36 protein-coding genes are annotated in these 21,554 nt (G+C 64.9%); 19 read left to right on the top strand and 17 right to left on the bottom strand.

The features are described 5' to 3' along the window. Window positions 1-152: 152 nt before the first annotated feature. Together AAF143_RS02380 and AAF143_RS02375 are read right to left on the bottom strand one after the other, a co-directional pair. Window positions 153-1,100, bottom strand: a complete 948-nt coding sequence (locus AAF143_RS02380) for an ArdC family protein (RefSeq protein ID WP_255005469.1) — start codon at window positions 1,098-1,100, stop codon at window positions 153-155. A 178-nt stretch (window positions 1,101-1,278) separates the two neighbouring features. After that, window positions 1,279-1,473, bottom strand: coding sequence for a hypothetical protein (locus AAF143_RS02375; protein ID WP_255005461.1), 195 nt, complete (start codon window positions 1,471-1,473; stop codon window positions 1,279-1,281). 44 nt (window positions 1,474-1,517) lie between these two features. Between AAF143_RS02375 and AAF143_RS02370 the strand changes: the two genes are divergently transcribed. Beyond that, on the top strand, window positions 1,518-2,018 hold the full coding sequence (locus AAF143_RS02370; RefSeq protein WP_414026461.1) for a type II toxin-antitoxin system death-on-curing family toxin: 501 nt from the start codon (window positions 1,518-1,520) through the stop codon (window positions 2,016-2,018). On the opposite strand, the gene AAF143_RS02365 is transcribed toward AAF143_RS02370, so the two are convergent. The 8 genes from AAF143_RS02365 to AAF143_RS02330 form a co-directional block, all read right to left on the bottom strand. After that, on the bottom strand, window positions 2,005-2,253 hold the full coding sequence (locus AAF143_RS02365) for a hypothetical protein (RefSeq protein ID WP_255005455.1): 249 nt from the start codon (window positions 2,251-2,253) through the stop codon (window positions 2,005-2,007). The two genes, AAF143_RS02370 and AAF143_RS02365, sit on opposite strands and share 14 nt — an antisense overlap. 315 nt (window positions 2,254-2,568) lie before the next feature. Then, on the bottom strand, window positions 2,569-2,970 hold the full coding sequence (vapC, locus tag AAF143_RS02360) for a type II toxin-antitoxin system tRNA(fMet)-specific endonuclease VapC (RefSeq protein WP_255005454.1): 402 nt from the start codon (window positions 2,968-2,970) through the stop codon (window positions 2,569-2,571). Beyond that, window positions 2,967-3,200, bottom strand: coding sequence for an antitoxin (locus AAF143_RS02355; RefSeq protein ID WP_255005453.1), 234 nt, complete (start codon window positions 3,198-3,200; stop codon window positions 2,967-2,969). Before AAF143_RS02355 ends, vapC begins: the two co-directional genes overlap by 4 nt. A gap of 482 nt (window positions 3,201-3,682) precedes the next feature. Beyond that, complete coding sequence (locus tag AAF143_RS02350; RefSeq protein WP_414026460.1) at window positions 3,683-3,961, bottom strand: hypothetical protein; 279 nt, start codon at window positions 3,959-3,961, stop codon at window positions 3,683-3,685. Between the two features lie 179 nt (window positions 3,962-4,140). Continuing rightward, the gene (locus tag AAF143_RS02345) at window positions 4,141-4,428 is read right to left on the bottom strand and encodes a hypothetical protein (RefSeq protein WP_255005447.1); all 288 of its coding nucleotides are present in this window, start codon (window positions 4,426-4,428) and stop codon (window positions 4,141-4,143) included. A gap of 252 nt (window positions 4,429-4,680) precedes the next feature. Next, a complete protein-coding gene (locus AAF143_RS02340; protein WP_255005445.1) occupies window positions 4,681-5,118 on the bottom strand; it encodes a sigma-70 family RNA polymerase sigma factor in 438 nt (145 codons plus the stop codon). A gap of 67 nt (window positions 5,119-5,185) precedes the next feature. Further along, window positions 5,186-5,413, bottom strand: coding sequence for a hypothetical protein (locus AAF143_RS02335; protein ID WP_414026459.1), 228 nt, complete (start codon window positions 5,411-5,413; stop codon window positions 5,186-5,188). A gap of 4 nt (window positions 5,414-5,417) precedes the next feature. Continuing rightward, window positions 5,418-5,663 carry a hypothetical protein gene (locus AAF143_RS02330; RefSeq protein WP_414026458.1) on the bottom strand — a complete coding sequence of 82 codons (246 nt, stop codon included), beginning with the start codon at window positions 5,661-5,663 and terminating at the stop codon, window positions 5,418-5,420. Between the two features lie 576 nt (window positions 5,664-6,239). Between AAF143_RS02330 and AAF143_RS02325 the strand changes: the two genes are divergently transcribed. Both AAF143_RS02325 and AAF143_RS02320 read left to right on the top strand, forming a co-directional pair. Further along, window positions 6,240-6,482 carry a type II toxin-antitoxin system Phd/YefM family antitoxin gene (locus tag AAF143_RS02325; protein WP_255005442.1) on the top strand — a complete coding sequence of 81 codons (243 nt, stop codon included), beginning with the start codon at window positions 6,240-6,242 and terminating at the stop codon, window positions 6,480-6,482. Next, window positions 6,479-6,748 (top strand): Txe/YoeB family addiction module toxin, encoded by a 270-nt coding sequence (locus AAF143_RS02320; RefSeq protein WP_254938857.1) that lies wholly within the window; start codon window positions 6,479-6,481, stop codon window positions 6,746-6,748. The genes AAF143_RS02325 and AAF143_RS02320 overlap by 4 nt, the downstream gene beginning before the upstream one ends. Before the next feature lie 29 nt (window positions 6,749-6,777). On the opposite strand, the gene AAF143_RS02315 is transcribed toward AAF143_RS02320, so the two are convergent. Both AAF143_RS02315 and AAF143_RS02310 read right to left on the bottom strand, forming a co-directional pair. Further along, a complete protein-coding gene (locus AAF143_RS02315; RefSeq protein ID WP_254938858.1) occupies window positions 6,778-6,975 on the bottom strand; it encodes a hypothetical protein in 198 nt (65 codons plus the stop codon). A gap of 174 nt (window positions 6,976-7,149) precedes the next feature. Further along, the gene (locus AAF143_RS02310) at window positions 7,150-7,788 is read right to left on the bottom strand and encodes a hypothetical protein (RefSeq protein WP_255005440.1); all 639 of its coding nucleotides are present in this window, start codon (window positions 7,786-7,788) and stop codon (window positions 7,150-7,152) included. A 154-nt stretch (window positions 7,789-7,942) separates the two neighbouring features. Here AAF143_RS02310 and AAF143_RS02305 point away from each other — a divergent pair, with 154 nt between their 5' ends. From AAF143_RS02305 to AAF143_RS02235, 15 genes are all read left to right on the top strand, one after another. Continuing rightward, window positions 7,943-8,218 (top strand): prevent-host-death protein, encoded by a 276-nt coding sequence (locus tag AAF143_RS02305; protein ID WP_255005439.1) that lies wholly within the window; start codon window positions 7,943-7,945, stop codon window positions 8,216-8,218. Continuing rightward, window positions 8,215-8,637, top strand: coding sequence for a PIN domain-containing protein (locus AAF143_RS02300; protein WP_255005436.1), 423 nt, complete (start codon window positions 8,215-8,217; stop codon window positions 8,635-8,637). Before AAF143_RS02305 ends, AAF143_RS02300 begins: the two co-directional genes overlap by 4 nt. Before the next feature lie 70 nt (window positions 8,638-8,707). Further along, the gene (locus AAF143_RS02295) at window positions 8,708-9,607 is read left to right on the top strand and encodes a major capsid protein (protein ID WP_255005435.1); all 900 of its coding nucleotides are present in this window, start codon (window positions 8,708-8,710) and stop codon (window positions 9,605-9,607) included. 72 nt (window positions 9,608-9,679) lie between these two features. Further along, window positions 9,680-10,102: a hypothetical protein gene (locus AAF143_RS02290; protein WP_255005434.1), complete on the top strand. Its 423-nt coding sequence runs from the start codon at window positions 9,680-9,682 to the stop codon at window positions 10,100-10,102. Window positions 10,103-10,109: 7 nt separating this feature from the next. Then, window positions 10,110-10,829 carry a hypothetical protein gene (locus AAF143_RS02285; RefSeq protein ID WP_255005433.1) on the top strand — a complete coding sequence of 240 codons (720 nt, stop codon included), beginning with the start codon at window positions 10,110-10,112 and terminating at the stop codon, window positions 10,827-10,829. A gap of 69 nt (window positions 10,830-10,898) precedes the next feature. After that, window positions 10,899-11,672: a hypothetical protein gene (locus tag AAF143_RS02280; RefSeq protein WP_255005432.1), complete on the top strand. Its 774-nt coding sequence runs from the start codon at window positions 10,899-10,901 to the stop codon at window positions 11,670-11,672. A gap of 44 nt (window positions 11,673-11,716) precedes the next feature. Further along, window positions 11,717-11,971: a hypothetical protein gene (locus tag AAF143_RS02275; RefSeq protein ID WP_255005907.1), complete on the top strand. Its 255-nt coding sequence runs from the start codon at window positions 11,717-11,719 to the stop codon at window positions 11,969-11,971. Continuing rightward, window positions 11,971-12,303, top strand: coding sequence for a hypothetical protein (locus AAF143_RS02270; protein WP_255005431.1), 333 nt, complete (start codon window positions 11,971-11,973; stop codon window positions 12,301-12,303). Before AAF143_RS02275 ends, AAF143_RS02270 begins: the two co-directional genes overlap by 1 nt. 41 nt (window positions 12,304-12,344) lie before the next feature. Beyond that, complete coding sequence (locus tag AAF143_RS02265; RefSeq protein ID WP_255005429.1) at window positions 12,345-12,740, top strand: hypothetical protein; 396 nt, start codon at window positions 12,345-12,347, stop codon at window positions 12,738-12,740. After that, complete coding sequence (locus AAF143_RS02260) at window positions 12,656-13,888, top strand: hypothetical protein (protein ID WP_414026457.1); 1,233 nt, start codon at window positions 12,656-12,658, stop codon at window positions 13,886-13,888. The genes AAF143_RS02265 and AAF143_RS02260 overlap by 85 nt, the downstream gene beginning before the upstream one ends. Before the next feature lie 45 nt (window positions 13,889-13,933). Next, window positions 13,934-14,647, top strand: coding sequence for a hypothetical protein (locus AAF143_RS02255; protein ID WP_414026456.1), 714 nt, complete (start codon window positions 13,934-13,936; stop codon window positions 14,645-14,647). A 20-nt stretch (window positions 14,648-14,667) separates the two neighbouring features. Continuing rightward, complete coding sequence (locus tag AAF143_RS02250) at window positions 14,668-15,192, top strand: hypothetical protein (RefSeq protein WP_414026455.1); 525 nt, start codon at window positions 14,668-14,670, stop codon at window positions 15,190-15,192. Continuing rightward, window positions 15,192-15,614 carry a hypothetical protein gene (locus AAF143_RS02245; RefSeq protein ID WP_255005424.1) on the top strand — a complete coding sequence of 141 codons (423 nt, stop codon included), beginning with the start codon at window positions 15,192-15,194 and terminating at the stop codon, window positions 15,612-15,614. The genes AAF143_RS02250 and AAF143_RS02245 overlap by 1 nt, the downstream gene beginning before the upstream one ends. Continuing rightward, window positions 15,614-16,489, top strand: coding sequence for a hypothetical protein (locus tag AAF143_RS02240; protein ID WP_255005423.1), 876 nt, complete (start codon window positions 15,614-15,616; stop codon window positions 16,487-16,489). The genes AAF143_RS02245 and AAF143_RS02240 overlap by 1 nt, the downstream gene beginning before the upstream one ends. 20 nt (window positions 16,490-16,509) lie before the next feature. Then, window positions 16,510-17,706, top strand: coding sequence for a hypothetical protein (locus AAF143_RS02235; protein ID WP_255005422.1), 1,197 nt, complete (start codon window positions 16,510-16,512; stop codon window positions 17,704-17,706). A gap of 163 nt (window positions 17,707-17,869) precedes the next feature. On the opposite strand, the gene AAF143_RS02230 is transcribed toward AAF143_RS02235, so the two are convergent. Further along, window positions 17,870-18,877 carry a hypothetical protein gene (locus AAF143_RS02230; protein WP_255005421.1) on the bottom strand — a complete coding sequence of 336 codons (1,008 nt, stop codon included), beginning with the start codon at window positions 18,875-18,877 and terminating at the stop codon, window positions 17,870-17,872. Then, window positions 18,877-19,329: a DUF6932 family protein gene (locus AAF143_RS02225; RefSeq protein ID WP_409995590.1), complete on the bottom strand. Its 453-nt coding sequence runs from the start codon at window positions 19,327-19,329 to the stop codon at window positions 18,877-18,879. Before AAF143_RS02225 ends, AAF143_RS02230 begins: the two co-directional genes overlap by 1 nt. An 860-nt stretch (window positions 19,330-20,189) precedes the next feature. Between AAF143_RS02225 and AAF143_RS02220 the strand changes: the two genes are divergently transcribed. Beyond that, window positions 20,190-20,504: a hypothetical protein gene (locus tag AAF143_RS02220; protein WP_255005419.1), complete on the top strand. Its 315-nt coding sequence runs from the start codon at window positions 20,190-20,192 to the stop codon at window positions 20,502-20,504. Between the two features lie 67 nt (window positions 20,505-20,571). Here AAF143_RS02220 and AAF143_RS02215 read toward each other — a convergent pair whose 3' ends face one another. From AAF143_RS02215 to AAF143_RS02205, 3 genes are all read right to left on the bottom strand, one after another. After that, window positions 20,572-20,862 (bottom strand): hypothetical protein, encoded by a 291-nt coding sequence (locus AAF143_RS02215; RefSeq protein ID WP_255005417.1) that lies wholly within the window; start codon window positions 20,860-20,862, stop codon window positions 20,572-20,574. 85 nt (window positions 20,863-20,947) lie between these two features. Then, window positions 20,948-21,268, bottom strand: a complete 321-nt coding sequence (locus AAF143_RS02210; RefSeq protein WP_255005415.1) for a DUF5615 family PIN-like protein — start codon at window positions 21,266-21,268, stop codon at window positions 20,948-20,950. After that, on the bottom strand, window positions 21,269-21,463 hold the full coding sequence (locus AAF143_RS02205) for a DUF433 domain-containing protein (protein ID WP_414026454.1): 195 nt from the start codon (window positions 21,461-21,463) through the stop codon (window positions 21,269-21,271). Window positions 21,464-21,554: the final 91 nt, after the last annotated feature.

Raw genomic sequence — 21,554 nt, 5'->3', positions numbered from 1 at the left:
CGTGTCAACGCAAGTTATGGGGGCTCAGCGTGTTTTGGTCGGCGTTTCCTGCGAAGCACCAGATTCCTGCAACCAGCAACCATGGCCAGCTTTCGCTGATGTGCTTCACCTCAGCTTCAGGGCCTCCAGCTGAGAGAACGGTTCGTAACCATTCAAGTGGGCAGGGCCAGGCCCTGGGACTCCAGCTGCCCAGCCGCCTCAGGACAAATCAGATCCGCCGCCTGCCGCGCCTCGCTGAGCACCTGAAACAGCACCCTGGGCGATTCCTTGAGCAGCTCGATCCAGTGGCCGAGATAGGCGGCATGACTCTCGATCTCGCTGCCGATCTCCAACCGATCACCCAGCAGCACCGCCCCCAACTCAGCAACAAGTTCCTCGCGGGCATAACGCGCCTTCCCGAAGACACCGCCGAGATCCCGCTTCAGGCGCGACTCATGGCCGGTGGAGTGGACGGCTTCATGGGCCCAGGTGGCGCAGAACGCCGCTGGTGAGTGGAAGCTGGCGCGATCAGGGAGTTGGATCCGATCGATCGCCGGCAGATAGCAGGCTCGATCACCCCCGAAGCTGACCGGCGCCGGCCAGGCACCCAGCACGGCCTCGGCGGCCCCCAGGCGCTCGGGCTCCGGCTTGGACTCCACGCCTTCCGCTGCATTGCGGGCTTCGATCAGGCCAGCCAGTGCTGCTCCCTCAAGATCAGATGCATTGAAGACCGCCACCGGCCGGTAGCTGGCCCAGCTACGCACGTTGACTTCACCGCCAACGCTTGCCTCCTCGCAGCTGTGTAGCTGGGGCCGCAGGATGCAGACCGCCTTGCTGCCCTTCTTGGGGAAGATCCCCAGCTTCCTGGCCTCGGCAAAGCCGCACCAGAACGGCAGGGCCGATCCCCGAACGTGCATCCCAAGTGTGAGCATGATCGGATTGGCGCCGCGGTAGCGATGACCCGAGATCAAGTTGACGTGGTGGCCGCCGCCGCTGCCATCCCATGGCCGGCGCCAGGGAGCTGAACCGGCCTCCATCAACTCGATCAACGAGGCGAGAATCTTTTCCTCAGCCGTGGGACCAGCGAAGGTTTTGTGTGAGCGGGACTTGGACGCGGCCATGAAAGGCAAAGCGCGGGACGCCCGAGTGGTGCCCCGCGCAGGCAAGGGCGGCGACGGCGCCTGTCGCCGAGCCGCTTGCGTCAGCCCTTGCCCGTGGGGCGACCATGAGGAAGCCCGCGCGACCCATCCCCAGGTGAGTCAGTCCCCAATGGCCCTTCTGGTGGTTCACGGGGCACTATCAGCCGAGGAAGGTGCCATCGTTGGAAAGCGAGTAGAAGCTTCCATGGCGATCGCGATCGAACTCAGCGACCACCAGGCCCAGGCGCTCAGCGAGGCTGCCGCTCGGCTCCAGGTACCAGAGGCGGAGTTGGCCGCTGCAGCCGTACGGGATCTGCTGGCTCATCAGTCCGCCGATTTCGATGCTGCCGCGCAACGGGTTCTTGAGAAGAACCAGGTGCTCTATCAACGCCTGGCTTGATGCGTTGGCTGCACTTGGCAGAGGTGCTGGAACTGCACCGTCGCCTGATTCACCAGAGTGGTGGCATGACCGGCCTACGCGATCTGGGCTTGCTGGAGGCCTCTCTGGCCCAGCCTCGCCAAAGCTTTGCCGGTGTTGATCTCTACCCAGGGTTGATCGCGAAAGCAGCAGCTCTGGGCTTTTCGCTGATCCAGAACCACCCCTTCGTGGACGGGAACAAGCGCGTCGGCCATGCCGCCATGGAGACCACCTTGGTGCTCAATGGATTTGAGCTTTCCGCCAGCGTGGATGCTGCCGAGGCGGTTGTGCTGGCCGTCGCCAGTGGTCAACTGAATCGTGAAACCTTCACCCGCTGGGTGATGGCCAACCAACGATCCCTCAACCCCTGTAAGCAGAGCGATCGTTCGGCTTGCTTGCTTCGAGGACTCAGGCTGAATCCGTGCCTGTGCCGTGGCTATGGGGTGCACCGCCCCGTTCGTCCAGCGCTCAAGAGATCCTGAGCAGATTGCCGCTGCTCCAGCCACCGGTGCGCCGCACCCGTGACGGCACAGGCAGGGTGGTCTTCGTCATCTGCCGATCGAAGCTGCCCCGCGAGGGGGCCATGGCGACGGAAAAGGCAACGCCCGGTGCGCCGACCACCTGCTGGGGCCAGATGCCGGTGCGGGGTTTGGCGTGGACCCGGGCGACCTGAGCCGGGGCCTTCATCGACCTGGCGCTGATCATGGTGGCGGGCATGGCTGGGCTCCTTGTGTTCAGGCTCCATTGCCAGGCCACGGTTGCCGCTGGCAAGGGGTGTTGACGTCTTGTGGCTGCGCTGATGCCTCCGGCCATTCGTGGCTCTGCCAGCCGTGGCTCTGCCAACCGTGAACCGCCGCCACAGGAACCAGCTGGCCCCTGGCGCGTGTCGGCCAGGATCAGTGGCGGCCTGCTGCAGATCAGCAACAACAACGAGTCGCGGGTGATCCGCAAATCTGAGGTGGAGGCCTACCTGCGGAGCGGCAAGGCCTGGTGATTCGAATCCTGTGGAGTTCAAAGCGCCTGTGCGGCGCCTTACGCCGTTGGTGCCCAGTTATCAACATGCAGACCGGGCACTTGGGCAAACTCACGGGTGTTGTTGGTGATCAGCGTGGCCTGCAGGCTCAGGGCATGGGCCGCGATCATCGTGTCGAGTGAACCAATCGGTGTACCCCGGCGTTCCAGCTCCGCACGCAGGTCGCCGTAGGCCCAGGCGGCGCGCTCGTCAAAGGGCAGTATCGTTAGTGGGGCCAGAAACATCTCCAGAGCCTGACGGTTGCGTGCCGAACTACTCTTGGCAACACCAAAGGCCAGCTCGGCAGCTACCACACTGCAGAGGCCAATCTCTCCAAGTCGGTAGTTCTTGAACCGCTCCAGCACAGCGGCTGGTTTGGCATTGATGATGTAAATACAGATGTTGGTATCGAGCAAGATCATGGGCTGATCGCTTCTCGGATCTGCTCTTCGGGTTGCTCGCGCGTGATCACAAACCCCGGCTCAAAGGCTGCCAGCCCCGCCTCCAGGGTTTGCCAGGGGTCATCGATGGGCAGCAGCAGCACGCCGTTGCCGAAATGCTTCACCACCACCTCGTTGCCGCTGAAGCGGTAGTCCTTCGGGAGCCGTACCGCCTGGCTGCGGCCCGATTGGAACAGACGTGCGGTGTCCATCGGATGCCCCTGATCTGGTAATGACCCATGGTAGCTACCACGGCTGGAACTCGACTCACGGCGACAAGGCCAGCTGCGCTCGCCCGATTGCCCTTGCCCGTGGGGCGACCATGAGGAAGCCCGCGCGACACACCCCCACCGTCAGATCGCTCGACCTGCTGGGCCTGGCAACAGAAGTGAGCGGCACGATGACAGGTGGTTGGAGCACGAGACGAGCTGGCGGCCTTGTTGGGTGAGTGCCCGAGGCCGGTCCCGACTGAACCCGGCCCATGGCGAGCCACGGCTGCCATGACCGGTGGCCTAGTTCAGATCAGCAACAACCACGAGTCGCGGGTGATCCGCAAGGCGGAACTGGAGAGCTACCTACGCAAGGGCAAAGCCTGGTGAGGGGCATGGCCCCGAGGGACAGAGCCCCAAAAGGGCTGGCGCGTGGCAGCCCCTGATCGCCTCAGGCGGCGGCTGCCTCAGTGGCAGGAGCGCGATCACGAACGGCCTCCAGCTGGCACCTCTCCAGAAATTCCTGCTCTCGCCAGGAGGCAATCATCGATCTCCTTGATGCGGGAGAGGAACTCCTCCATCGCAGGGATCAACTCTTCTTCCAGCAGGGTGATCTCCTCTTCTCCATAGGGCTGATCGCTGATCCAGGAGCGCTGGATCGGGTTGCATTGCTGAGAGCGCAGGATCTGCAGCAGGTGCAGGTGGCACTGCTCGATCACGGCGACGGGATCCTTGCGGGTGATCGCATCGAGATAGCAGGACATGGCAGGTAGCGCCTCGGGGGCGCTGTGACGGGACGCCCGCCAGTCCGTCGGGAAGGCAAGGGGCGGCCACCGCGCAGCGGCCAGGCCGCCTCGCGCAGCCCTTGCCCCCGGCGGAGACTGCGGCAACCCGGCACAGCCTCCCCAGCAAGGGGTCGCTCCGAGCAGCGACCCCAACGGACTCAGCTGCTCTTCTGGGGCTCCTCGCCATCGGCGAACGCCTCCTCGAACAGAGAAGCCGGGAGTTCGATGAAATCTGGCTGGCTGGTGGCATCCGTGAGCTGGGCCAGCTTGCGCTCCAGCTCCTTGCAGCGGAGCTCCAGCTCGCTGATGCGGTGATCCTGCTCCCTGACATGGGTGATCAGCACCCTCAGCAGGTGGAAGGCACCCAGGGGCAGGGCATCGAGATCAGAGCCGCAGCTTTGCAGCAGATCGAGCAGCTCATCGGATCGGAAGGTGTTGCGGGGCATGGGAAGCCAGGCGCAGGACCCCATGGACCATCCCGGCGTGGGCCAGGGCGGCGAGGCACGAGCCGCTTGCGCAGCCCTTGCCCCGCCGGGAACCATGGGAGGGCCTGCGCGGCGTACCCCCAGGCGTTTAGCTCCCCGAACTGCTCCCCGAATTTGGCTCGGCAGCTCCCCGAATTTGGAAGACATGCTCCCCGAATCTGCCGCTGTGATGGCTGCTGGGCCAGCCGCAGCTGGCCCGCTGGCCTCGGGCCTTTAGGCCAGCTCACAGCGCAGGGTGGCCAGGCCGGCCTTCTCCCGGCGATGGGCGCTCATCGGACTGATGCCCAGCTCGGCCGCCACTTGGCGGAGGGAGCGGCCCTGGAGGATGTGGAGCCGGATCACCGCGGCCTGAGCGGCGGGCAGCTGATCGAGCAGCGCCTCGATTTCTGCGGAGGTGGGCTCATCCTCCTGGGGGGCTGAATCGGGGGACTCGATGAGATCGAGGGCGCTTCTGAAAGCGCCTGCTGCGGTGACATCCAGGCTGTGGTGCCCCCAGGGGTGGATGCCCTTCTCGTGCTCCCTGCGGGAGACGCGGACCAGGCGGCCGTGATCGCGGAGGTGATGGAGCAAGGCGCCTTTGATGCAGCGGCTCAGGTAGGCGGGGGCTGTGATCGATTCAGTGATCTGGCAGCAGGAGAGCCAAAGCTGCATGTGGGCCCCCTGCCGATCGTGCGAAGTCCGGCATGGCCCTACGGAGCTGGCGGCCTGTTGCTGTCGCTCAAGGCCTTGCCGCCGAGCAAGGCCAGCAGCGTGTTGAGTGCGACGCCGAAGGCGGTGTGGACGGCGTTGTCAAGGCGGGTACACAGCCCCCCTGGGGCACCAGTTGTTGAGCGCCGCGCCAGGCGCAGACACCGGCGCCAAAGGAGTAGAGCGAGACCTCAGCGATCAGCACCACGGCGACCAGACGCAGCAGGAAGCGCTCGCGGTTGAACGGCCGCTGCTCCACTTGCTCAGGGCTCCTGGAAGACGCCGACATAGACCGTGCCCTTCTCGTAGAGCGGCAGCACCTTGTCACGCAGGTCGACGTTCTGCAGGCGGATGCAGCCGAGCGTCGGCAGCAGAGGCTGATTCGCGGCCCAGGCTCCGGGCCAACCGCAACCGGAGCCGCCGCCATGGAGCATGATCCCGGCGCGCCCGACCTTCACCTCCTGGTTTTCCAGCTCCACCAGATCGAAGCTGTACCAGCCGTAGGACATGGCGGTATCGCTGCAGGGGGTTGTGGTTGTGCTCGTAATCCGGGTAGACGGTGCTGAGCTTGTAGAGCCCAGGCGGGGTGTCGGTGCTGGTGTGTTTCCAGTCGTTGTCGGCACCCTGACCCCGCGCCAGACAGGGGACCTTCCACAGGAACGTGCCGGAGTGATCAAACGCCTCCAGGTCCTCGTCGCGGTCGTTGACGAGCAGGTAGGAATCGCCCTGTTTGACCGGTGCGGCGATCTTCGGGCCCACCAGGCCTGCTTCTTCTGAACCGCGTGGATCAAGGCCTCCGGTGGGAGCTGGGGGAGCCGGTGGAGCCGGTGGTTTCTCGCTGAACTTGAGGGCCCAGACGGCTTGCTCGTCGAGCACGACCTCGCTGCCTGGGAGATCTGCAATGGCGGAGTGGAGGAGCCAGACGCCGGAGACCTGTTGGGGTTCCCCCTTGAAGGCTTCCCAGCGGTCCTGGAACCGCTCGGGGGTCATGGTGCTGGACATGGCGGCAAGGGGCTCTCAGCTCCAACCCATTGCCATGTGCGATAGCGGTACGCTTTGACGTACGTGCCTGACGCTCTGCTCTGGTGGCCAGCATTTCCGCGACAGAAGCTCGCAAGCGGTTGTATGCCCTGATCGACGAGGTCGGCGACTCCCATGAGCCGGTGCAGATCACCGGCAAGCGCGGCAATGCCGTGCTGCTCTCGGAGGCCGACTGGAATGCCATCCAGGAGACCCTGCACCTGGTTTCAATCCCGGGGATGCGCGAGTCGATCCTCGATGGCTTGGCCACACCGGCAGAAGATCTCAGCGATCAGCCCGGCTGGTGAGCTGGAGCGTTCGCTTCACCAGGCAGGCGCAGAAGGACGCCCGCAAGCTCGCTGCCGCCTCACCTGCCTTGAAGGCCAAGGCCGAGCAGCTGCTGCAACTCCTAGCAGAGGATCCCTTCCGGCAGCCACCGCCCTATGAGGCGCTGGTGGGTGATCTGCGCGGAGCCTTCTCCCGTCGGCTCAACATCCAGCACCGGCTCGTCTACGAGGTGCTCCGCGAGGAAAGGATCGTGAAGGTGCTGAGGCTGTGGACGCACTACGAATAAGCCCGGCCGCAGCCGGGCCGGAGCTGCGCTCAATAGGGCAGCTGCTCCAGCTCCATCCAGGCCGGGAAGCTGGCGGGCGTGAGCAGCTGGCGCTCAAAGAGGATCTGCTCGGCGAGATCCGCGAGCCGGGGCAGTGGCACCAGGGCCGTGCGGCAGCAGAAGCTCAGGCGATCCAGCGAATCGGAGCTGTGGCGCTCCAGAGCGGAGCGGCGGAAGGAAGAAGCCATTGGGGCGTTGAGAAGGACGCCATGGGAGCGCGGGGTGGGGTCAAGGGCGGCACCGCCGCTTGCGTCAGCCCTTGAGGCCACCCCGCACCATGCAGCGGCCTGCGCAACGCCAACCCACCAACCAACGAACAGTGGCGTCAGGGATTGAACCGGCCAGTGGCCGGCCCGCCGCCATCAGCGGCGCGAGAGCTCTTGCATGCCCACCTTTTGCTGCGCCATCCAGGCACCGACCGGATACTTGATCCGATCGGCAGCTATCTGAGCCTCGATCTTTGGCTTGAGCAGATCGGCGGCTGCCTTGCGCTCGGCCAACACCCGCAGGCGGATGGCGAGCTTGCCGGCCTGATCGGCCGCTCGATACTCCACAAGCAGCGGATGGCAGATGCTGCCAGCGAAGGCTTGATCCACCGGGCAGAGAAGCGGGCTGAGTGGCTGGGCTTCATCCCGCAGCCAACGGAGCGCATTGCGGCCCTCCCACTCGGTGAGCGGCCGCATCGCAAAGGGCTCGTGACAGGCGGACTCTCCAGGCCAGCGCGCTCCCATGCGCAGGCCGATGGCGCGGCCGTGGATGACGGGCTGATCCAGGAACGGCCAACGCAGGGAATCGAGCTGGCGCCTTTTGGCCCATTGGCCGCCATGGGCCAGTTCAACCGGCCCGACGCGGGTGAACTCGATGGCCTTGGCCGGGCAATCGATCATCCAGCTCAGCGTGGCCAGATCAAGCTCTGGGGTGGGCGCGATCACGAGCCGGAGCCGCGAGAAGGAGAAGCTCGGGCGCTCCTCGCGGGAGATCAGCAGCAGATGGATGGACATGCCAGGCAGGGCGATGGACCCGCAGACCCACCACGGCGAGGGCAAGGGCGGCGTAGCCGCTTGCGTAGCCCTTGCGCCGCTGTGGACACTGCGGATCCCCTGAGCCCCAACCTTTTTGCCGTTAAAGTGTGTACACAATCAGCAGGATCCAGTGATGGCGAGCCGCGTCGGCATCCGGGAGCTCAGGGCACAGCTCTCCTCTCATCTGGAAACCTCGACGCCGATCGAGGTGACCCGCCACGGCCGCACGATCGGCCTCTACGTTCCACTGCCGCAGCACCCTGATCTCAGCGAACGGGAGCAGCTGATCGAGGCCAGCCGTCAGATGCAGGCTGAGCTTCTGCGCCTCGGCCTCTCGGAAGAAGACATTGCCACTGACTTCAAGGGCTGGCGTCAGCACCAGACCCGGGGTGCCAGGAACAAGGCGTGAGCAAAGAGCGCAAGCGCCTGGTTCTCGACGCCAACATCTTGATCCGAGGCGTTTTCGGCGTCCGCGTCAGTGCTCTGATCGCCGAGTACGCCGATCGTGTCGACTTCTTTGTCGCCCAGGCCAACACGGAGGAAGCCGCCCACTACATCGCTGAGTTGAGCGAGAAGCGGAAGCTGAACCCTGAGATCACCAACGAGGCGTTTCTGCGCTTGATGCGAATCGTCCAGGTCGTGGATGACTCAGCTCTCGAATCCGCGCAGCAGGAGGCCGAGGCAAGGATCCGTGATCCGAGCGATTGGCCGGCACTGGCTCTGGCCATTCAGCTGGAATGTCCCATCTGGAGCGAGGACCAGGACTTTTTCGGCACAGGAGTGGCCACCTGGGTGACCGCGACCGTCGAAGTGTTCCTCCGCGACTGACTCACCAACCCCCGTGCTCGCCCATGGCAATAGGTGGTGACGTTGCTGGGGTCAGGCCCCGGGAGTGACCATGGGCCTCACGTTGATCGAGGCGATGAAGCACGAAACCCGAGTCGACAGGCTCGCGGTTGCCAAGACCTTCACGGAAGGTCAGCTGCTTCGTCGTTTGCCGTTCCGCAATCTCTCGGGCGGCGCCCTGCAGTTCGCCAAGGAAAAGAAATTGCCCCGCGTCGGCTTTCGTGCCGTGAACGAGGGCTACCGCCGTGATTACGGCGCGGTGGCGCAGGAGAGCGAGTTCGTTCACCTCTTTGGTGGTGATCTCGATGTGGACCGCTCGATCGTTGACCTCAACGGCCCCGAGGCCCGTGCTTCTCAGACCGAGCAGAAGGTGCGCTCGATGCGGCTCACCCTGGAGGCGGCGATCATCAATGGTGACGCCACCTTTGATCCGCGGGCGTTCAACGGCCTGAGCAAGCGGCTGGTCCCTGGCGGGGCCCAGACCGTCGACAACATCAGCGGCACCGTCAAGCTCACCAAGCTGGAGGCGCTGGTCGATTCGGTCAACGCCCTGGGCGGCGAGAAGGTGATCCTCACCAGCAAGGCCGGCCGGCGCCAGATCAGCCATGCCTCGCGTGAGGCGGGCGGCGATCTGTATCAGGTGATCGACGGCCGCCACTGGTTCGAGGACACCGAGATCCTGGTCGTGGATCAGGACGCCCAGGGCCATGAAGTGCTGGGCTTTGGCGAGGCGGCGAACACCACTTCGATCTACTGCGTGGCGCTTGGCGATGAGCTGATGACCGGCATCCAGGGGCCGTTCGAGGGCCGCTACGGGATCTCGGTGCGGGACTTCGGCGAAGTACAGGACGCCCCGGTGTTCCGCACCCGCGTCGATTGGTACGTGGGCTACGCGGTGGTTCACGACAAGGCGATCGGTCGCCTGTACAACGTCGGCCCCGCTGTGGCCTGAGGGCCATAGGCCCCAGGGCCATAGGCCCAGAAGGCCACACCCCTGATCTCTTCATCTCTAGAGGACACGACCATGGCCCAACAGGGCAACAAACTGATCGACGCCGCCACCACCTTGGTTGGCTGGGTCAACTACAACGCCACCGATCCGTTTGAGCGCACCCGCGTCAGCGCTGAGGTGGTGCGGCTGACCACGCCGCTCGATGCCGCCGGAGCGTTCACGCTGCTGGCCAGCCACCCCGGTGCTGCGGTTGCGGTGACGGTGGTGCTCCAACTGGCGCCGCTGCTCAAGGACGGCACCGTCGGCACCTGGGTGACGGCGGCCACCGTGGCGATCCCCGCCGCCGGTGGTCAGGTGGAGGCCCCGATCGCGGGCGGCAGTTTGGCGGTGGCACCTGCTGATGCCGCCAACGTGGAACTGCCGGCCTTCTTCTACGCCAAGGCCACGTTGACGCCGTCGACCCCGAACGGCGCCCACGTCAGCCTCACCTACTGAGGCGGCCATGAGCGACCTCGATAAAGACAAGCCTGACAAGCCAGGCAAGCCGGTGATCAAGCCGACCAAGCCAGGGCGGCCCTGGGCGCCGCCGCAGCCGGAGGTGGAGGGCACGGATCCAACGGTTCCGACCGCACCGACACCAGATGCTCCCCCAGAGGAGCCGACCGACCCCACCACCCCCAGCGATCCGACCGTGCCCCTTGAACTGACAGACACCGATCCAGTGCTGGAACTGCCGCCCGAGGGGATGCTGCGCATCTCCAAATCGGGCCGACACGATCAGTTCGTGTACCCAGTCCATTCCGACCGCTGGGCGGCGGAAGGCTGGAAGGTGCATCCGCCGGTGAACGTCGATCCGAGCGCGGGCGTTGAGGATCGTGCTGAGCCTGAGGTGCCCGAGCTGCCTGTGGATCCTGTTGTGCCTGAGGTGCCTGAGCTGCCACCAGTGGAGACACTTCCGGGAGCACTCCCGGATGCAGTCGAACCTGTTGTGCCTGAGGTGCCGCCTGCCGATGCGACTGATTTCGCGTCGATGACGAAGGCTCAGATCGTTGCGGAGGTCGAGGCCACCTATGGCGTCGCCCTGGACCCCTCTCAGACCAAGAGCGAGCTGGTGGAGCAGGCCGAGACGCTGGCGACCGAGCCGACGCCCCAGCCAGTCCCTGGCCTCGATGCTCCGAGCACAGAACTCGACACGTCGATTCCCGCTGACCTGTTGGGCTGATCCCTGCCAGCTGGCAAAGGGAGATAGCGCCAACCTCCCGCGAGGAACCGCCTGCTCATGCCTTACCCCTTGCCTCCCATCGATGAGAGCGGCCGGGTGCGGCTGCTTCCTCCGTACGGCTGCCCGGGTAAAGAGGAGTGGGTCTTGCACCACGAGGCCGACCGATGGCTGCAGCTGGGCTTTCGGGTGGGGACGGTGCCAGCCCAGGCGCTGGAGTTGTTCTGGATGCCCTCTGATCGGCTCTGGAGTGATCCGATAGCTGTAGCGCCGATCACGCTCTCGATCGATCCGTTGATCAAGGCGCCCCAGCCGATCCAGGTGGACTGGGGCGATGGAAGCATCGAGACGATCGGCTGGGATGCCCTCTCGCGGGAGGTGCCGATGCCGCGGCATGTGTACCTCGATCGGGTGGATCTGACGGTGACGGTGTCGATCGGCCTGACGGTGGCCAGCTTGCCTGTGGCGCTGCTGGGTTGCCCGGTTCCGCCGAGCGTGGTGCAGCAGGGGCTCTCCGGCGGTGGCGATGGAAGCGGCGGCCTGGCCGGTGTGGAGCCCCTTGTGCCGGGCGATGGCCTCGATGGGCGCGCCTACAACGGCTCCACCACGGAGCTGTGGCGGCTGCGCCTGCACCCGGACGGTGGCTTGGCGCTGCTGCCGAGCCCGGTGGATGGCAAGCCTGCGCTGGCGGTGATGTACGGCAGCGGCGCCGCCAGTCGCGGCACCCGCTGGTATTCCGGTGATGGGCCGCCCGTGAGCGCGGCGCTGAATCCGCCGCCTGCTCCGGGCGATCTCTACCTCAATCGCCTGAATGGCCAGGTGTACGAGCTGATGCCGGGCGCCTAGGGATTGCTGGGCAATGGCAATAGGGGTCGTAGAGCCAGGAGCACATGGGCTGGGACTCCACCGGCGATTCGATCAAGGGACCGGCAGGTGCTGGCGGGGCCGTTGGCCCTGCTGGTGCTGATGGTGCGCCCGGCGCCCAGGGCCCCCAGGGGATCCAGGGTGAGCCGAGCGGCCCGGGTCAGCCGATCTTCATTCAGGCAGCCCAGCCAACTTTCGGCGAACTGAGCGGCGCCACTCGCTACGAGTGGTGGCAGCTGCTGGGCCCTGATCTCACCTGCTGGATCGAGGACGGAACCTGATGCTGCGCAACGCCTTCTCCAATCTGGTCTCCGAGGGACTGGCCCTGCGCCTCAATCAGGTCGCCTCTGTGCTGGCCGACCTGTCGATGACCTTCGACACGGCGGGCGCCAAGCTCCGCGTCTCGCTCACCGGTGAAACGCTCCCGACCGTGACGACAGTGGGCACGGTGTCGGCGGTGACGACCGTTGCGACGGTGACGACCTGCTCGACGGTGACGACCGTGGGCGCGGTCACGAACCTGGCCTCGATCGGTGGTGTGAACGCCGCCGGGATGGTGCTCGAGAGCATGGAGACCAGCTGGTCTACGTCCATCCGGGGGCGGATCACATGAACCCGAGCGCCCAACTCTTTCCGCCCCTCTGAGCGACCGCGATGCCCACCACGCTTGCCTTCAAGGACATCCTCGATCTGCCCAAGTGGCGGCCGCTGGCTCCTGCGCCTGCGGCATCAGCGGCCGGGAGTTCGCTGGCCTTCGACATGCGCGGCGGCGGCAAGGCGCACCCGCTCCACTACCTGCTGAGCAATGCCACCACGTTCTCGGCCTACAGCCCGCAGAACGATGAATGGATCGGGCTGAGCAGCCCGGCGCTGGCAGGCGCCTTCGGGGCGGGAGCGAGCTCGATTGTTCACCCCACCAGGGGCCCCGCGGCAGCCTCGCGGCTGGCAATACCACCACCTCTGTGGTGCTCTCCACGGCGCTTCCTGCCGCCGTGGCCGTCAACCAGCTCGCCAACCGTGGTGATGGGGTGGGTTTCACCCTGCGGGTGATCGGCAGTGCCGCCGGTGGTTCTGGCAAGACGGAAGAACGGCTGATCGTGGCCAACACGGCTGGCACCACTCCGACCCTCACGCTCGATGCGGCGCTGACCTTCACGCCGGCGGTGGGTGACACCTACGAGATCCTTTCGGGGCGGGTGTTCCTGCTCTCGGCGGGCACCCTGGCGGCCGGGATCTGGAAGCACTACGACATCGCCACGAACAGCTACAGCGGCAACCTGGCCACCACCAACCTGCCGGCGACGATCGGCAGTGACTCGTCGCTGGTGGCCCTGAGCGAGGGCTACGTCCCGAACGATCTCCTACCCGGCGCCGGTTTCCTGGGAGTGCTGAGCGCCACAACGGGCGCGACGAGCACCACGATCGTGCAGGGCACCGCGTCGGTCCCGGCGCTGCTGCTCAACGAGTACCGCAACTTCCAGATCCGGATTACGGAGGACACCGCCACGCCGACGGCGGTGGGCCAACGGCGCCGGATTGCGTCTCACACGGCCGGCGGCTCGCCCATCTGGACCGTGGCGACGGCCTGGACGGTGACGCCATCGGCCACCGCCAAGTTCGTGGTCGAGAACGACGACGACAAGATCCTGCTGTTCACGAACCAGACCAGCGTCTTCACCTACAACATCACCGCCAACAGCTGGGACACGTCCAGCTTTGCGGCGGCGGCTGTCGCTGGTGGTGCTGGGATCTTCTGTGAGCACAGCTTCGGGATTGGCCGTGATCCCTCCGGCAATGCACGCCACAGCTTCATCTACCGGATCCGTGGTGGTGCTGCGAACATCATCGACCTGTTTGATCTGGCCGGCGGCGCCACCGGGGTGTGGTCGGCGGATATCGCCTACGGCAACAAGGGGCTGACGACCTTCACCACGGGCACCTGCGGTGCCCATGACCCACTGGCGAATGGCGGGCGCTATCTCTACCTGAGCATCAACGGCACCCAGCGGTTTGCGCGCTTTGACTTGCGCAACCGGGTGCTGGAGCCCTGGACCTACCTGCGCTATCCCCAGGGCGCCGCATTGGTGGGCGCCAAGTTGGCGATGAGCTTTTTCGTGGATGGGTCCACCAAGCTGCCGTTCCTCCATGCCTTGATCAACACAGGCACGCTGCTGTTCTCGATTGCCGCTCAGCGGTGAGCACGTCAGTGGCAATAGCTGGTGACGTGATGCGGCCTGGCTTCGATGCCCTGGAATAACACCGGCTCCCTGCTGGGTCCGCAGGGTTCCCCTGGACCGACCGGCACGGCGGGCGCACCCGGGTCAGCCGGCCCGCAAGGTCCAGCCGGCCCGCAGGGCACCGCCGGCACAGCAGGTACAGCTGGCAGCACTGGCCCGCAAGGTCCGGCTGGCACGGCTGGAGCTCCTGGAGCAGCCGGTCCGACTGGCCCGCAAGGCGCGGCCGGCACCGGCATCAACCTCAAGGGCTCGGTCGCCACCTACTCGGCGCTGCCGACCTCGAACCGGCAGCAGGGTGACGCCTACATCGTTCAAGACGAGGGCGACACGCTCTATTCCTGGAACGCCGCTGGCAGCAACTGGGTCAACGCAGGTCAGATCCAAGGCCCGGCCGGTCCGACGGGCCCCGCTGGAACAGCAGGTGCCCAAGGTCCGGCTGGCGCCGCTGGCCCCCAGGGCCCGGCTGGTACGGCTGGATCGGCTGGCATCCAGGGCCCTGCTGGCGTGGCTGGCACCACTGGCGCGGTGGGCTCCCGCGGCACGGGCTGGTTTGTGGGATCCGGGCCGCCACCGGCCAACATCCCCGGCCAGATCGACGGGGACATGTACCTCGACAACGTGTCGGGCACCGTCTACAAGCTGACGGTGAGTGCTGGCACTCCGGTTGGCAGCCTGCCGGCGATCGGTTCTGCCTATGAGGGGGCTACTACGGCGGGCTGATCTCGGCTACGGCGAATGGGGTGGCCACCCATGCGCTGATCATTTCGCCCAAGTCCACGGGTCAGGCCCTGAAGGTGCTCAAGACCGCCAATACGGCCACGGCCGGGGCCACGAGCACGTTCGATGGGCTGGCCAACAGCAACGCCGCCAACGATGCGGGCCACCCCGCTGCCCAGTGGGCGCGGGCGCTCACGATCGGCGGCTACAGCGACTGGTATGTGCCGGCGCTCTACGAGCTGGAGATCCTGTACCGGAGGTTCAAGCCCGACAACACCGATGGCAGCACTCCGGGCTATGGCGCCAACCCCTACGCGGTGCCGGTGACCACGGCGAACTACAGCCTGTCGATCCCGGCCCAAACCGTGGTGACGGGCTTCTCCATTGGTGGTGCTCAGGCGTTCTTCGAGGGGAACATGTGGACCTCGACTGAGGATCAGGCCACCACGGCGATCTGCCAGGACTGGTATTACGGCTCGTGGGGGCCCATCAGCAAGAGCTTCAGCCAGACCACTCGCGCCATCCGCAAAATCCCTGTGGTGCCCTGATGGGCTGGGTTCCCCGGATCGACACGCCTCGGCGCGTGGAGGAGCAGCGGGTCACGGCGACTGTCACGGCGCCGTCGGTGCTGGATCTGACCTTCGTGGAGCTGGGCACTGATGGCCGCTTCCTGGCGGTCGGTTGTGACATCGCCGCCTGGATCACCTTTTATGCGAGCGCGCAGGCGCGGAACGCTGATACGGCGCGGCCGATCGTGGAGGATCCGCCGCTCTCAAGCGGAGTGCTGCTGGATCTGAGCTTCGATGGCGTGATCCCGTGGCTGTGGCCTGCACCGGGCTCGACCTATTCCAATGGCGAGACGCCGCTCAAGGCGCGGCTCTTCGCTCGGGTGCGCACTGCGCTGAACGTGGCCCATGCGGCGACGGTGACGGTGCGGGCCCTGGTCGAGCACGACACGGTGCCGTCCTGATGGCGGCAACGATCCGCGATCTCTCACGCCGCGGTGACGAGCCAAACGCCTTGGGTGCGCTGAGCGCGATGGCGGCGCAGGTGGACATGGAGCTGGCCACCTGGATCAGTGCGGCCAACTCTCAGAACCTGGCTCAGCTGCTGACCCTGAGCACCAACAGCGCGGCAGCGCCCGGTTTCCTCGGTTGGACGATCAAGGCACGGCTCACCGCTCAGAACCTCGGCTCGCCGGTGGAGCTGATGAGCCAGTGGGTGATGAACACCTCCACGGCGGCGGTGAACGCCCATGCGGGCCTGGCTGCGGGCCACGCGCCCGCTGGCGGCTTGGGTAACCACGGGTTGCTCTCCGGTGGTCGGGGCACGACGAACACAGCGGGCACGGTGACGTTGCCGATGCCGATTGGTGCGGCGACGGCCTGGAGCCTGACACCGGGCCAGGAGTTTTTCGCTTTTGGCCTCACTCAGCACGCCTTTACTAACCGCCAGGCCTTGCCGCTGCTGATCGCCAAGGACGTCACCACTGGTGACTGGCACCTCTCGAACACCGACATGGCCGCTGTGATCAACACGGCGGCCTGGAGCCGCAACCTGCCGCAGGTGCTGCTGTCTGGGGGTTTCCGCAATGACTGGACGGCCAGCGGTCCTCCGTTCCTGCTCGCCCGGCCGGCGCAGTGGCTCCCGATCACACCCGGCGTGGCCTTTGCAACGCCACTGCCGCCGGTGCAGTGGTGGGATCCGGTGGTGTTGCCACAGGACCTGGCGACCTACAACCGCACCTTCGTCACGCTCGGTTATTTCAAGGCGGCTGACGGCAGCGAATGGCTGCAGCTCGGCCCCTCGCGCCTGGCGGTGCGGGTCGTTAATCCCACCACCTGATTCCAGCGCAGTTCTTCCCTATGGCCCTTGCCACTTCAGCCCAACAGTGGGCCTCCTGGAACTGGACCAGCAAGGCAGTCGGCAGCCCTGGCCTGCGGCTGAGCGAGGCCTTCTCGGCGTTCGCGGCGGTGGTGAACGCCACGCCGGCCAATGCTGCTCTGCAGTTGCAGGTCGTCAAGGATCACAATTCCGCGTCGGGAGTAACGAACTTCGGGTATGTGTGGCGCCTCGGCCATCCGGTTAATCCGGTGCTCTTGAGCTTCTACAACACCAGCAAAGTCCAGGGCTACAACGCATCTTCGAGCACGGCTCTGTTGCGGCTGGGCCTGGAGAGCGCCTACACCATCGACAGCAGCAACGGCGGCTACGGCACGTTCGCTTCCACTTTGCACAGCGTCAGTGCTGGTCTGTCTCATTACGCGGCGGATGGATCGCCGGCGATTGATTACGGCGCGATGTTGCTGGTGCTGATGGACACGGCACCTGGCCGTGAGTTTTTCTGCTACTCGATTGCACCGATCGGCGCGGACACCTACACGCAGAACCACACGATGGTTCTGTTCAGGTCGCCGGCAACATCAGGCTGGAATGTGTTCTTCAACCGCTCCAATGCCTATGTCGGCATGTTCTATTCGCAGAACAGCTACATCTGGAACAACAACACGTTGGTGTCATGTTCTGTGATGCCGTATGCGCTCGGTGGTGTTCAGCAGCTGAGTCAAGGCTATGGGTTGTATGCGAACCCCACCAGCGGTCTGTTCCAGCCGGGGACGATTCAGCCCCGGGTGGTGCTGCCCGATTGCTTGTGGTTGGGGGACAACCAGCTCAGCAGCCCGCGCCGCCTGGGCCGGGTCAGCAGTCCGGCCGGCGGCGGCACCTTCTATCAGCTGGCGGCGGCCTATGGCGGTGCCACTGATCTGTGGTTCCTGCAGCCAACGGGGACGCCTGCGGCGTTGGCGCTCTGGAGCACCGTCGGCTCACTGCCGTGGGAAACGGTGCCGGATCGCCTGAGCTTCTGCCCGCTGGCGCCGCTGCAGGCCCTTGGGATGGGTCCGGCCGCTGCGCCGGACTTCCTGACCGACTGGAGCATGTCGGCGCTCGGCGCCGCTGGGGTGCGCCAGCACCCGTTCTATGCCAAGCAACTGCAGGGCAGCGGCGGGGGCGGTGGTGGCAGCAGGCCCAGCAGCGGGGTGCTGTGGCCGAGGGGGACGTCGTGATCTCCTACGGGTGCTGACGATCCGACTGCAGCGAAGCCCCAGGAGCCGTGTTGATCGGCAGTGACTTCCGGCTGGACCGCACCACCCAGGTCTGCCTCAGCCAGCACCTCCGCCATTGGGACCAATGCAGCACCTGGGGATCGGAGCAGCCAGCTGGCAGATCTCAGTGCCCAAGCAGGTCCAGCTGTTCGTCGGCCCTGCGCAGAATCTCAATGGATTCCACCGCCACAAGACTGGGCTGCTTGTCGGCAGCCGCCTCATAGCTGCCGCTGACCCGGACGGTGCAATCAAGAATCTCCTTGACTTTTGTCTTATACCGCTCGTCGTACATGCAACGGATGCCGCGCAGATACCGGGCGCCGCGGATCTCAAAGCGAAAGGCATCCAGATCGATTTCCCGCACCACACCCTCAAAGGAATCGGTGCCACTGGAGCGCTTCCAGGACGGTTCGTTCAAGCTTTTCCTCAAGATCTCCCGGCTCTTCTTGGTCAGCGCAGTGGGTGCCAGCTCGTCTTCTCCTGGGCAACTCAGGTACAAATTGGTGATGCCTTTGTTCTTGGAGGATGGGGCCAGCTTGTGGGCAGCCAGCATGATCGTGTCTCGTACGGCAGGATCAGGAAACAGGGAATAAACCTCTTCACTGACACCGTCATCCTCGATCAGCCTTGGGATGATGGGAAGGCTGCGGACAGCGTCACGCACGGCTTGGTAAAGCCCGTCGGTGACGCCTTCGAGAACCAACTGCCCCTGGGAGTCCAGTTCCCCAGGGCGCGGCACCCGCATCCCCACCACCAGGCTTCCGTAGGCCAACCCGGACAGGTTGGGATCGAGATGCTCAGGCCAACGCACCTTCTTCTCTTCCAGCCCTGCGATCGATTTGGCGATGTGCTGAATCTGCGTGCGCAGCTTGGAGAAGGCTCCGGTGACCAGCGAAACCGGCGGCTCGTGATTGAGAACCCCTGGCCCCGTAAAGCGAGCGACCAAATCCGAATGATCCGCCAGGAAGGCAATGGGGAAATCATCCCGATAGAGCTTCGCGAGCAGCTCGAAATAGGGAGAGCTGATTTCATCGGGATCTTTGCCCATGCGCACGGCTAGCTCACGCGCCGCCAGTAACTCCTGGTGGATGATGCGGGCCTTGCCCTCAGTCGCGTCGATCCAGCCGCCCATCACCGCAACCTCAACAGACCTTTTTTGTGGTCGTGATACAGATTCATGGCGATTGCCTCCCTGGGATCCAAAGAGCTGAAGTAAGCAACAAGGTCTGCCCCCGATCGCTGCAGCGCTGTTTTCAGGTCGATCCGATAACGCAGCAGGATGTCAGGGCATCGTTGGCAAAGCTCAAGTGCCTGCATCTTTTGCTGATCAGGAAATTCCTGCAGCTCCATGACGAGGTTGATGTCGGCTGGGTTCTCCTCCGAGGTCACATAACTGCCGTCCAGCACCACGGGAGGAAGCACAGAAAAGCGAGGTGACAGTTCCTCCGTGATGAATTCCCTCAGCAGCGAGGTCAGCTGACGCCGTTGGGCATTCCAAGCAAGGGCGGCCTCCACTTCCTGCATCGTGCATCCATGAACTCCACCTGGAAGCAGGCCATACCGATCAAAACCTGGGACGGGCATGCGCTACCTGCTGGCTGCAGCAGGTAGGCGGGTGGCGTTGCCTCCCATGCCTGCGCAAGGATCGCTGCCCAAGGCAGTGCCGGCGGTGTGGCTGGGCATTGGCTGAAAGGATTACCCGGTTTATACCGAGCCTCCCTGGCAAGCGGAACAGGCCGACAGGGTTTGCAGATGCCCCTGGCAGCGTCAGCCGTGACATGGAGGTAGGGCCGCTCGTCGATCGACATCTTGAGCCGAACAGCTTGCGCTATCTGCCGGGGAGGAAGAACCGCCATCACCGATCAGTTGCCCACGCCTGCACTGGCTCGACTCCGGCTCGACCGAAGACCGTCCGAGGAGCCGCCACTTCTTCGGTTGTCACACGCGCCTTATTGAGAACGATGAGAACCGTTGCGCTGCAGTGCCTTTGCGCGGTGTTACTGGAATGAGGTTGCGCCGGTTCTCGGGATGCCCAGCCAGACGGGCTCTCACAACCAGATCACAAGGGGGCGATCCTACGGACAACCACCAAATCTGGCAATCGCTGAGGGCCCTTACACCACTCCTGGTGTTTGCCGCCCGTCTTGGCCCAGAAGCCGGTGCTAGACCTTGAACTCCGCACGGGACGGCCCTTCTACGCAAGAAGGGCCCAGGGAATCTGACCTCCCTGAGCCTCCCCTTGCGGGCCACTCCACATGTTCTGGAGCCTTTTCATGCTGAATCATTCCCGGCAGTCACCGGAGCCCGATCCGTACAACTCAACAACCGCCCACCCATGGCGGGGGACTGCGCCTGCTTTGCTCATCCGCTCCCGCCAGGTGACATCGATGGAGATGTCTAGGGCGAGAACGGCAGTCGATCGCGTGTGAGCGGAGAGCTGAACGATGACGACGGATCAACCGACGCGAGCCCTGCTCCACAAGGTGGTAACGACAGCGGAAGGGCCCTTTGGCACCTCCTATACCGTTGCCTACTTCGAAGATCGTGAGGGCGACAAGCTCCTGGCGTTCGCGACCTCCGACCACTTCGGGGACCTGGATCTTCTCCCATTGATGACAGGCCAAGAGCTCGCTCTGGCACCTGGGAGCGCTTGTCTCGAGGTGCTGCCGCTAAAGGTCCAGAGCGAGGAAGTTCAGCATCAGGTTGCTGAGCAACGTTCCCTGCTCTTGCTGCAACAGTTCATGCGGACTGGGCACTGACCCACTCGGGCGTAATTGGGTGCAATGAAGGTGCCCACAAGTAGCACAGCCGCTTCTACTCCTGGAATCACGCTGGAACAGCTGCGTGCTGCACCAGGAAGGCCTCGATCCAATCGTGATGCCGCTTCTGCAGCATCCGATCGGCGATGGAAGTTGCCTCCTCCGGGACCTGAAACCGCTTGCGGAATGCTTTGGTGAAGACGGAGTCTTCCGCGGAGCGGTACCCCTCCAGCTGAGGCTGGGAAAGGCTGCGAATGGTGGCGTGAATCCGCTGGATCGTGGCGCCATCGAGGGGCAGCAGCGCCTGGTCCTCGATGGCTGAGTCGGCGCCATCGGTCGGTGCAGCATCGGATGGCAAACCTGCGGGCAGGCGGTTGGGAGCGTGGCCGTTGCCAGCTGCTGGGCGCCGCGAAGGGATGTTCGCGACTGCGGCGCTGAGGTGTTCAGGGAATGAACAGTTCCTCGTAGCCACCGCTTTCAATGGCGGCGACCGCTGCCTGGAGCTCGCCTGTGACCTCCCGAATCCGCGGCCAGCTGGTTGTTGTCAGCACCAGGATCGCGTTGCTGCGCCCGCTCAGGTTCTGCTGATATCGCAGGTTCGTATCGGTGGTCATCAGGAGCTCGTAGCCCTCCCGCTCCGCCAGGCGAATCAGCTCGCCATTGGTGACGGTCGACCAACCCAGCTCATAGGCCGTGACCACCACATGGCCGGTCAATGAGCGGCGGAGGGGAACGGGTGTCCCCTGGTCAAACAGGATCCGCACTCAGGCCAGTGCGGCAGCAGCGGTGCTCCGAGCGGCGTGCTCCAGGACTAGCCGTGACTGCTCGAGGCTCACCCCTGGGAACAGTTCGACGAATTCAGCCAAGGAGACACCGTCTTCCAGGTTTTCGAACAGAGCCGCCACCGGAATCCGGGTACCGCGGAACACCCAGGCTCCGCTCACGCGCTGAGGATCCATCTCCACAGCACTGCAGCCTGCCCAGCCCAGATCGGTTTGCGTGGTCATGGCCCTTAGGGCGGCCGGTCTCATGAATGGTAGGCAGCTCATC

Origin of the sequence: Cyanobium sp. ATX-6F1 (genome assembly GCF_047395825.1) — a bacterium.
GTDB lineage: Bacteria > Cyanobacteriota > Cyanobacteriia > PCC-6307 > Cyanobiaceae > ATX-6F1.
Note: the sequence above shows the minus strand (reverse complement) of the source record. Positions and strands in the feature narration are given on the sequence as shown.

Bases quoted from the DNA above. Each gene is read 5' to 3' on its own strand.
- AAF143_RS02380 (WP_255005469.1), bottom strand. From the start codon at position 1,100: ATGGCCGCGTCCAAGTCCCGCTCACACAAAACCTTCGCTGGTCCCACG.
- AAF143_RS02370 (WP_414026461.1), top strand. From the start codon at position 1,518: ATGCGTTGGCTGCACTTGGCAGAGGTGCTGGAACTGCACCGTCGCCTG.
- AAF143_RS02365 (WP_255005455.1), bottom strand. From the start codon at position 2,253: ATGCCCGCCACCATGATCAGCGCCAGGTCGATGAAGGCCCCGGCTCAG.
- vapC (WP_255005454.1), bottom strand. From the start codon at position 2,970: ATGATCTTGCTCGATACCAACATCTGTATTTACATCATCAATGCCAAA.
- AAF143_RS02355 (WP_255005453.1), bottom strand. From the start codon at position 3,200: ATGGACACCGCACGTCTGTTCCAATCGGGCCGCAGCCAGGCGGTACGG.
- AAF143_RS02350 (WP_414026460.1), bottom strand. From the start codon at position 3,961: ATGTCCTGCTATCTCGATGCGATCACCCGCAAGGATCCCGTCGCCGTG.
- AAF143_RS02345 (WP_255005447.1), bottom strand. From the start codon at position 4,428: ATGCCCCGCAACACCTTCCGATCCGATGAGCTGCTCGATCTGCTGCAA.
- AAF143_RS02340 (WP_255005445.1), bottom strand. From the start codon at position 5,118: ATGCAGCTTTGGCTCTCCTGCTGCCAGATCACTGAATCGATCACAGCC.
- AAF143_RS02330 (WP_414026458.1), bottom strand. From the start codon at position 5,663: ATGTCCTACGGCTGGTACAGCTTCGATCTGGTGGAGCTGGAAAACCAG.
- AAF143_RS02315 (WP_254938858.1), bottom strand. From the start codon at position 6,975: ATGGCTTCTTCCTTCCGCCGCTCCGCTCTGGAGCGCCACAGCTCCGAT.
- AAF143_RS02310 (WP_255005440.1), bottom strand. From the start codon at position 7,788: ATGTCCATCCATCTGCTGCTGATCTCCCGCGAGGAGCGCCCGAGCTTC.
- AAF143_RS02305 (WP_255005439.1), top strand. From the start codon at position 7,943: ATGGCGAGCCGCGTCGGCATCCGGGAGCTCAGGGCACAGCTCTCCTCT.
- AAF143_RS02295 (WP_255005435.1), top strand. From the start codon at position 8,708: ATGGGCCTCACGTTGATCGAGGCGATGAAGCACGAAACCCGAGTCGAC.
- AAF143_RS02290 (WP_255005434.1), top strand. From the start codon at position 9,680: ATGGCCCAACAGGGCAACAAACTGATCGACGCCGCCACCACCTTGGTT.
- AAF143_RS02285 (WP_255005433.1), top strand. From the start codon at position 10,110: ATGAGCGACCTCGATAAAGACAAGCCTGACAAGCCAGGCAAGCCGGTG.
- AAF143_RS02275 (WP_255005907.1), top strand. From the start codon at position 11,717: ATGGGCTGGGACTCCACCGGCGATTCGATCAAGGGACCGGCAGGTGCT.
- AAF143_RS02270 (WP_255005431.1), top strand. From the start codon at position 11,971: ATGCTGCGCAACGCCTTCTCCAATCTGGTCTCCGAGGGACTGGCCCTG.
- AAF143_RS02265 (WP_255005429.1), top strand. From the start codon at position 12,345: ATGCCCACCACGCTTGCCTTCAAGGACATCCTCGATCTGCCCAAGTGG.
- AAF143_RS02255 (WP_414026456.1), top strand. From the start codon at position 13,934: ATGCCCTGGAATAACACCGGCTCCCTGCTGGGTCCGCAGGGTTCCCCT.
- AAF143_RS02245 (WP_255005424.1), top strand. From the start codon at position 15,192: ATGGGCTGGGTTCCCCGGATCGACACGCCTCGGCGCGTGGAGGAGCAG.
- AAF143_RS02240 (WP_255005423.1), top strand. From the start codon at position 15,614: ATGGCGGCAACGATCCGCGATCTCTCACGCCGCGGTGACGAGCCAAAC.
- AAF143_RS02235 (WP_255005422.1), top strand. From the start codon at position 16,510: ATGGCCCTTGCCACTTCAGCCCAACAGTGGGCCTCCTGGAACTGGACC.
- AAF143_RS02230 (WP_255005421.1), bottom strand. From the start codon at position 18,877: ATGGGCGGCTGGATCGACGCGACTGAGGGCAAGGCCCGCATCATCCAC.
- AAF143_RS02225 (WP_409995590.1), bottom strand. From the start codon at position 19,329: ATGCCCGTCCCAGGTTTTGATCGGTATGGCCTGCTTCCAGGTGGAGTT.
- AAF143_RS02220 (WP_255005419.1), top strand. From the start codon at position 20,190: ATGACGACGGATCAACCGACGCGAGCCCTGCTCCACAAGGTGGTAACG.
- AAF143_RS02205 (WP_414026454.1), bottom strand. From the start codon at position 21,463: ATGGATCCTCAGCGCGTGAGCGGAGCCTGGGTGTTCCGCGGTACCCGG.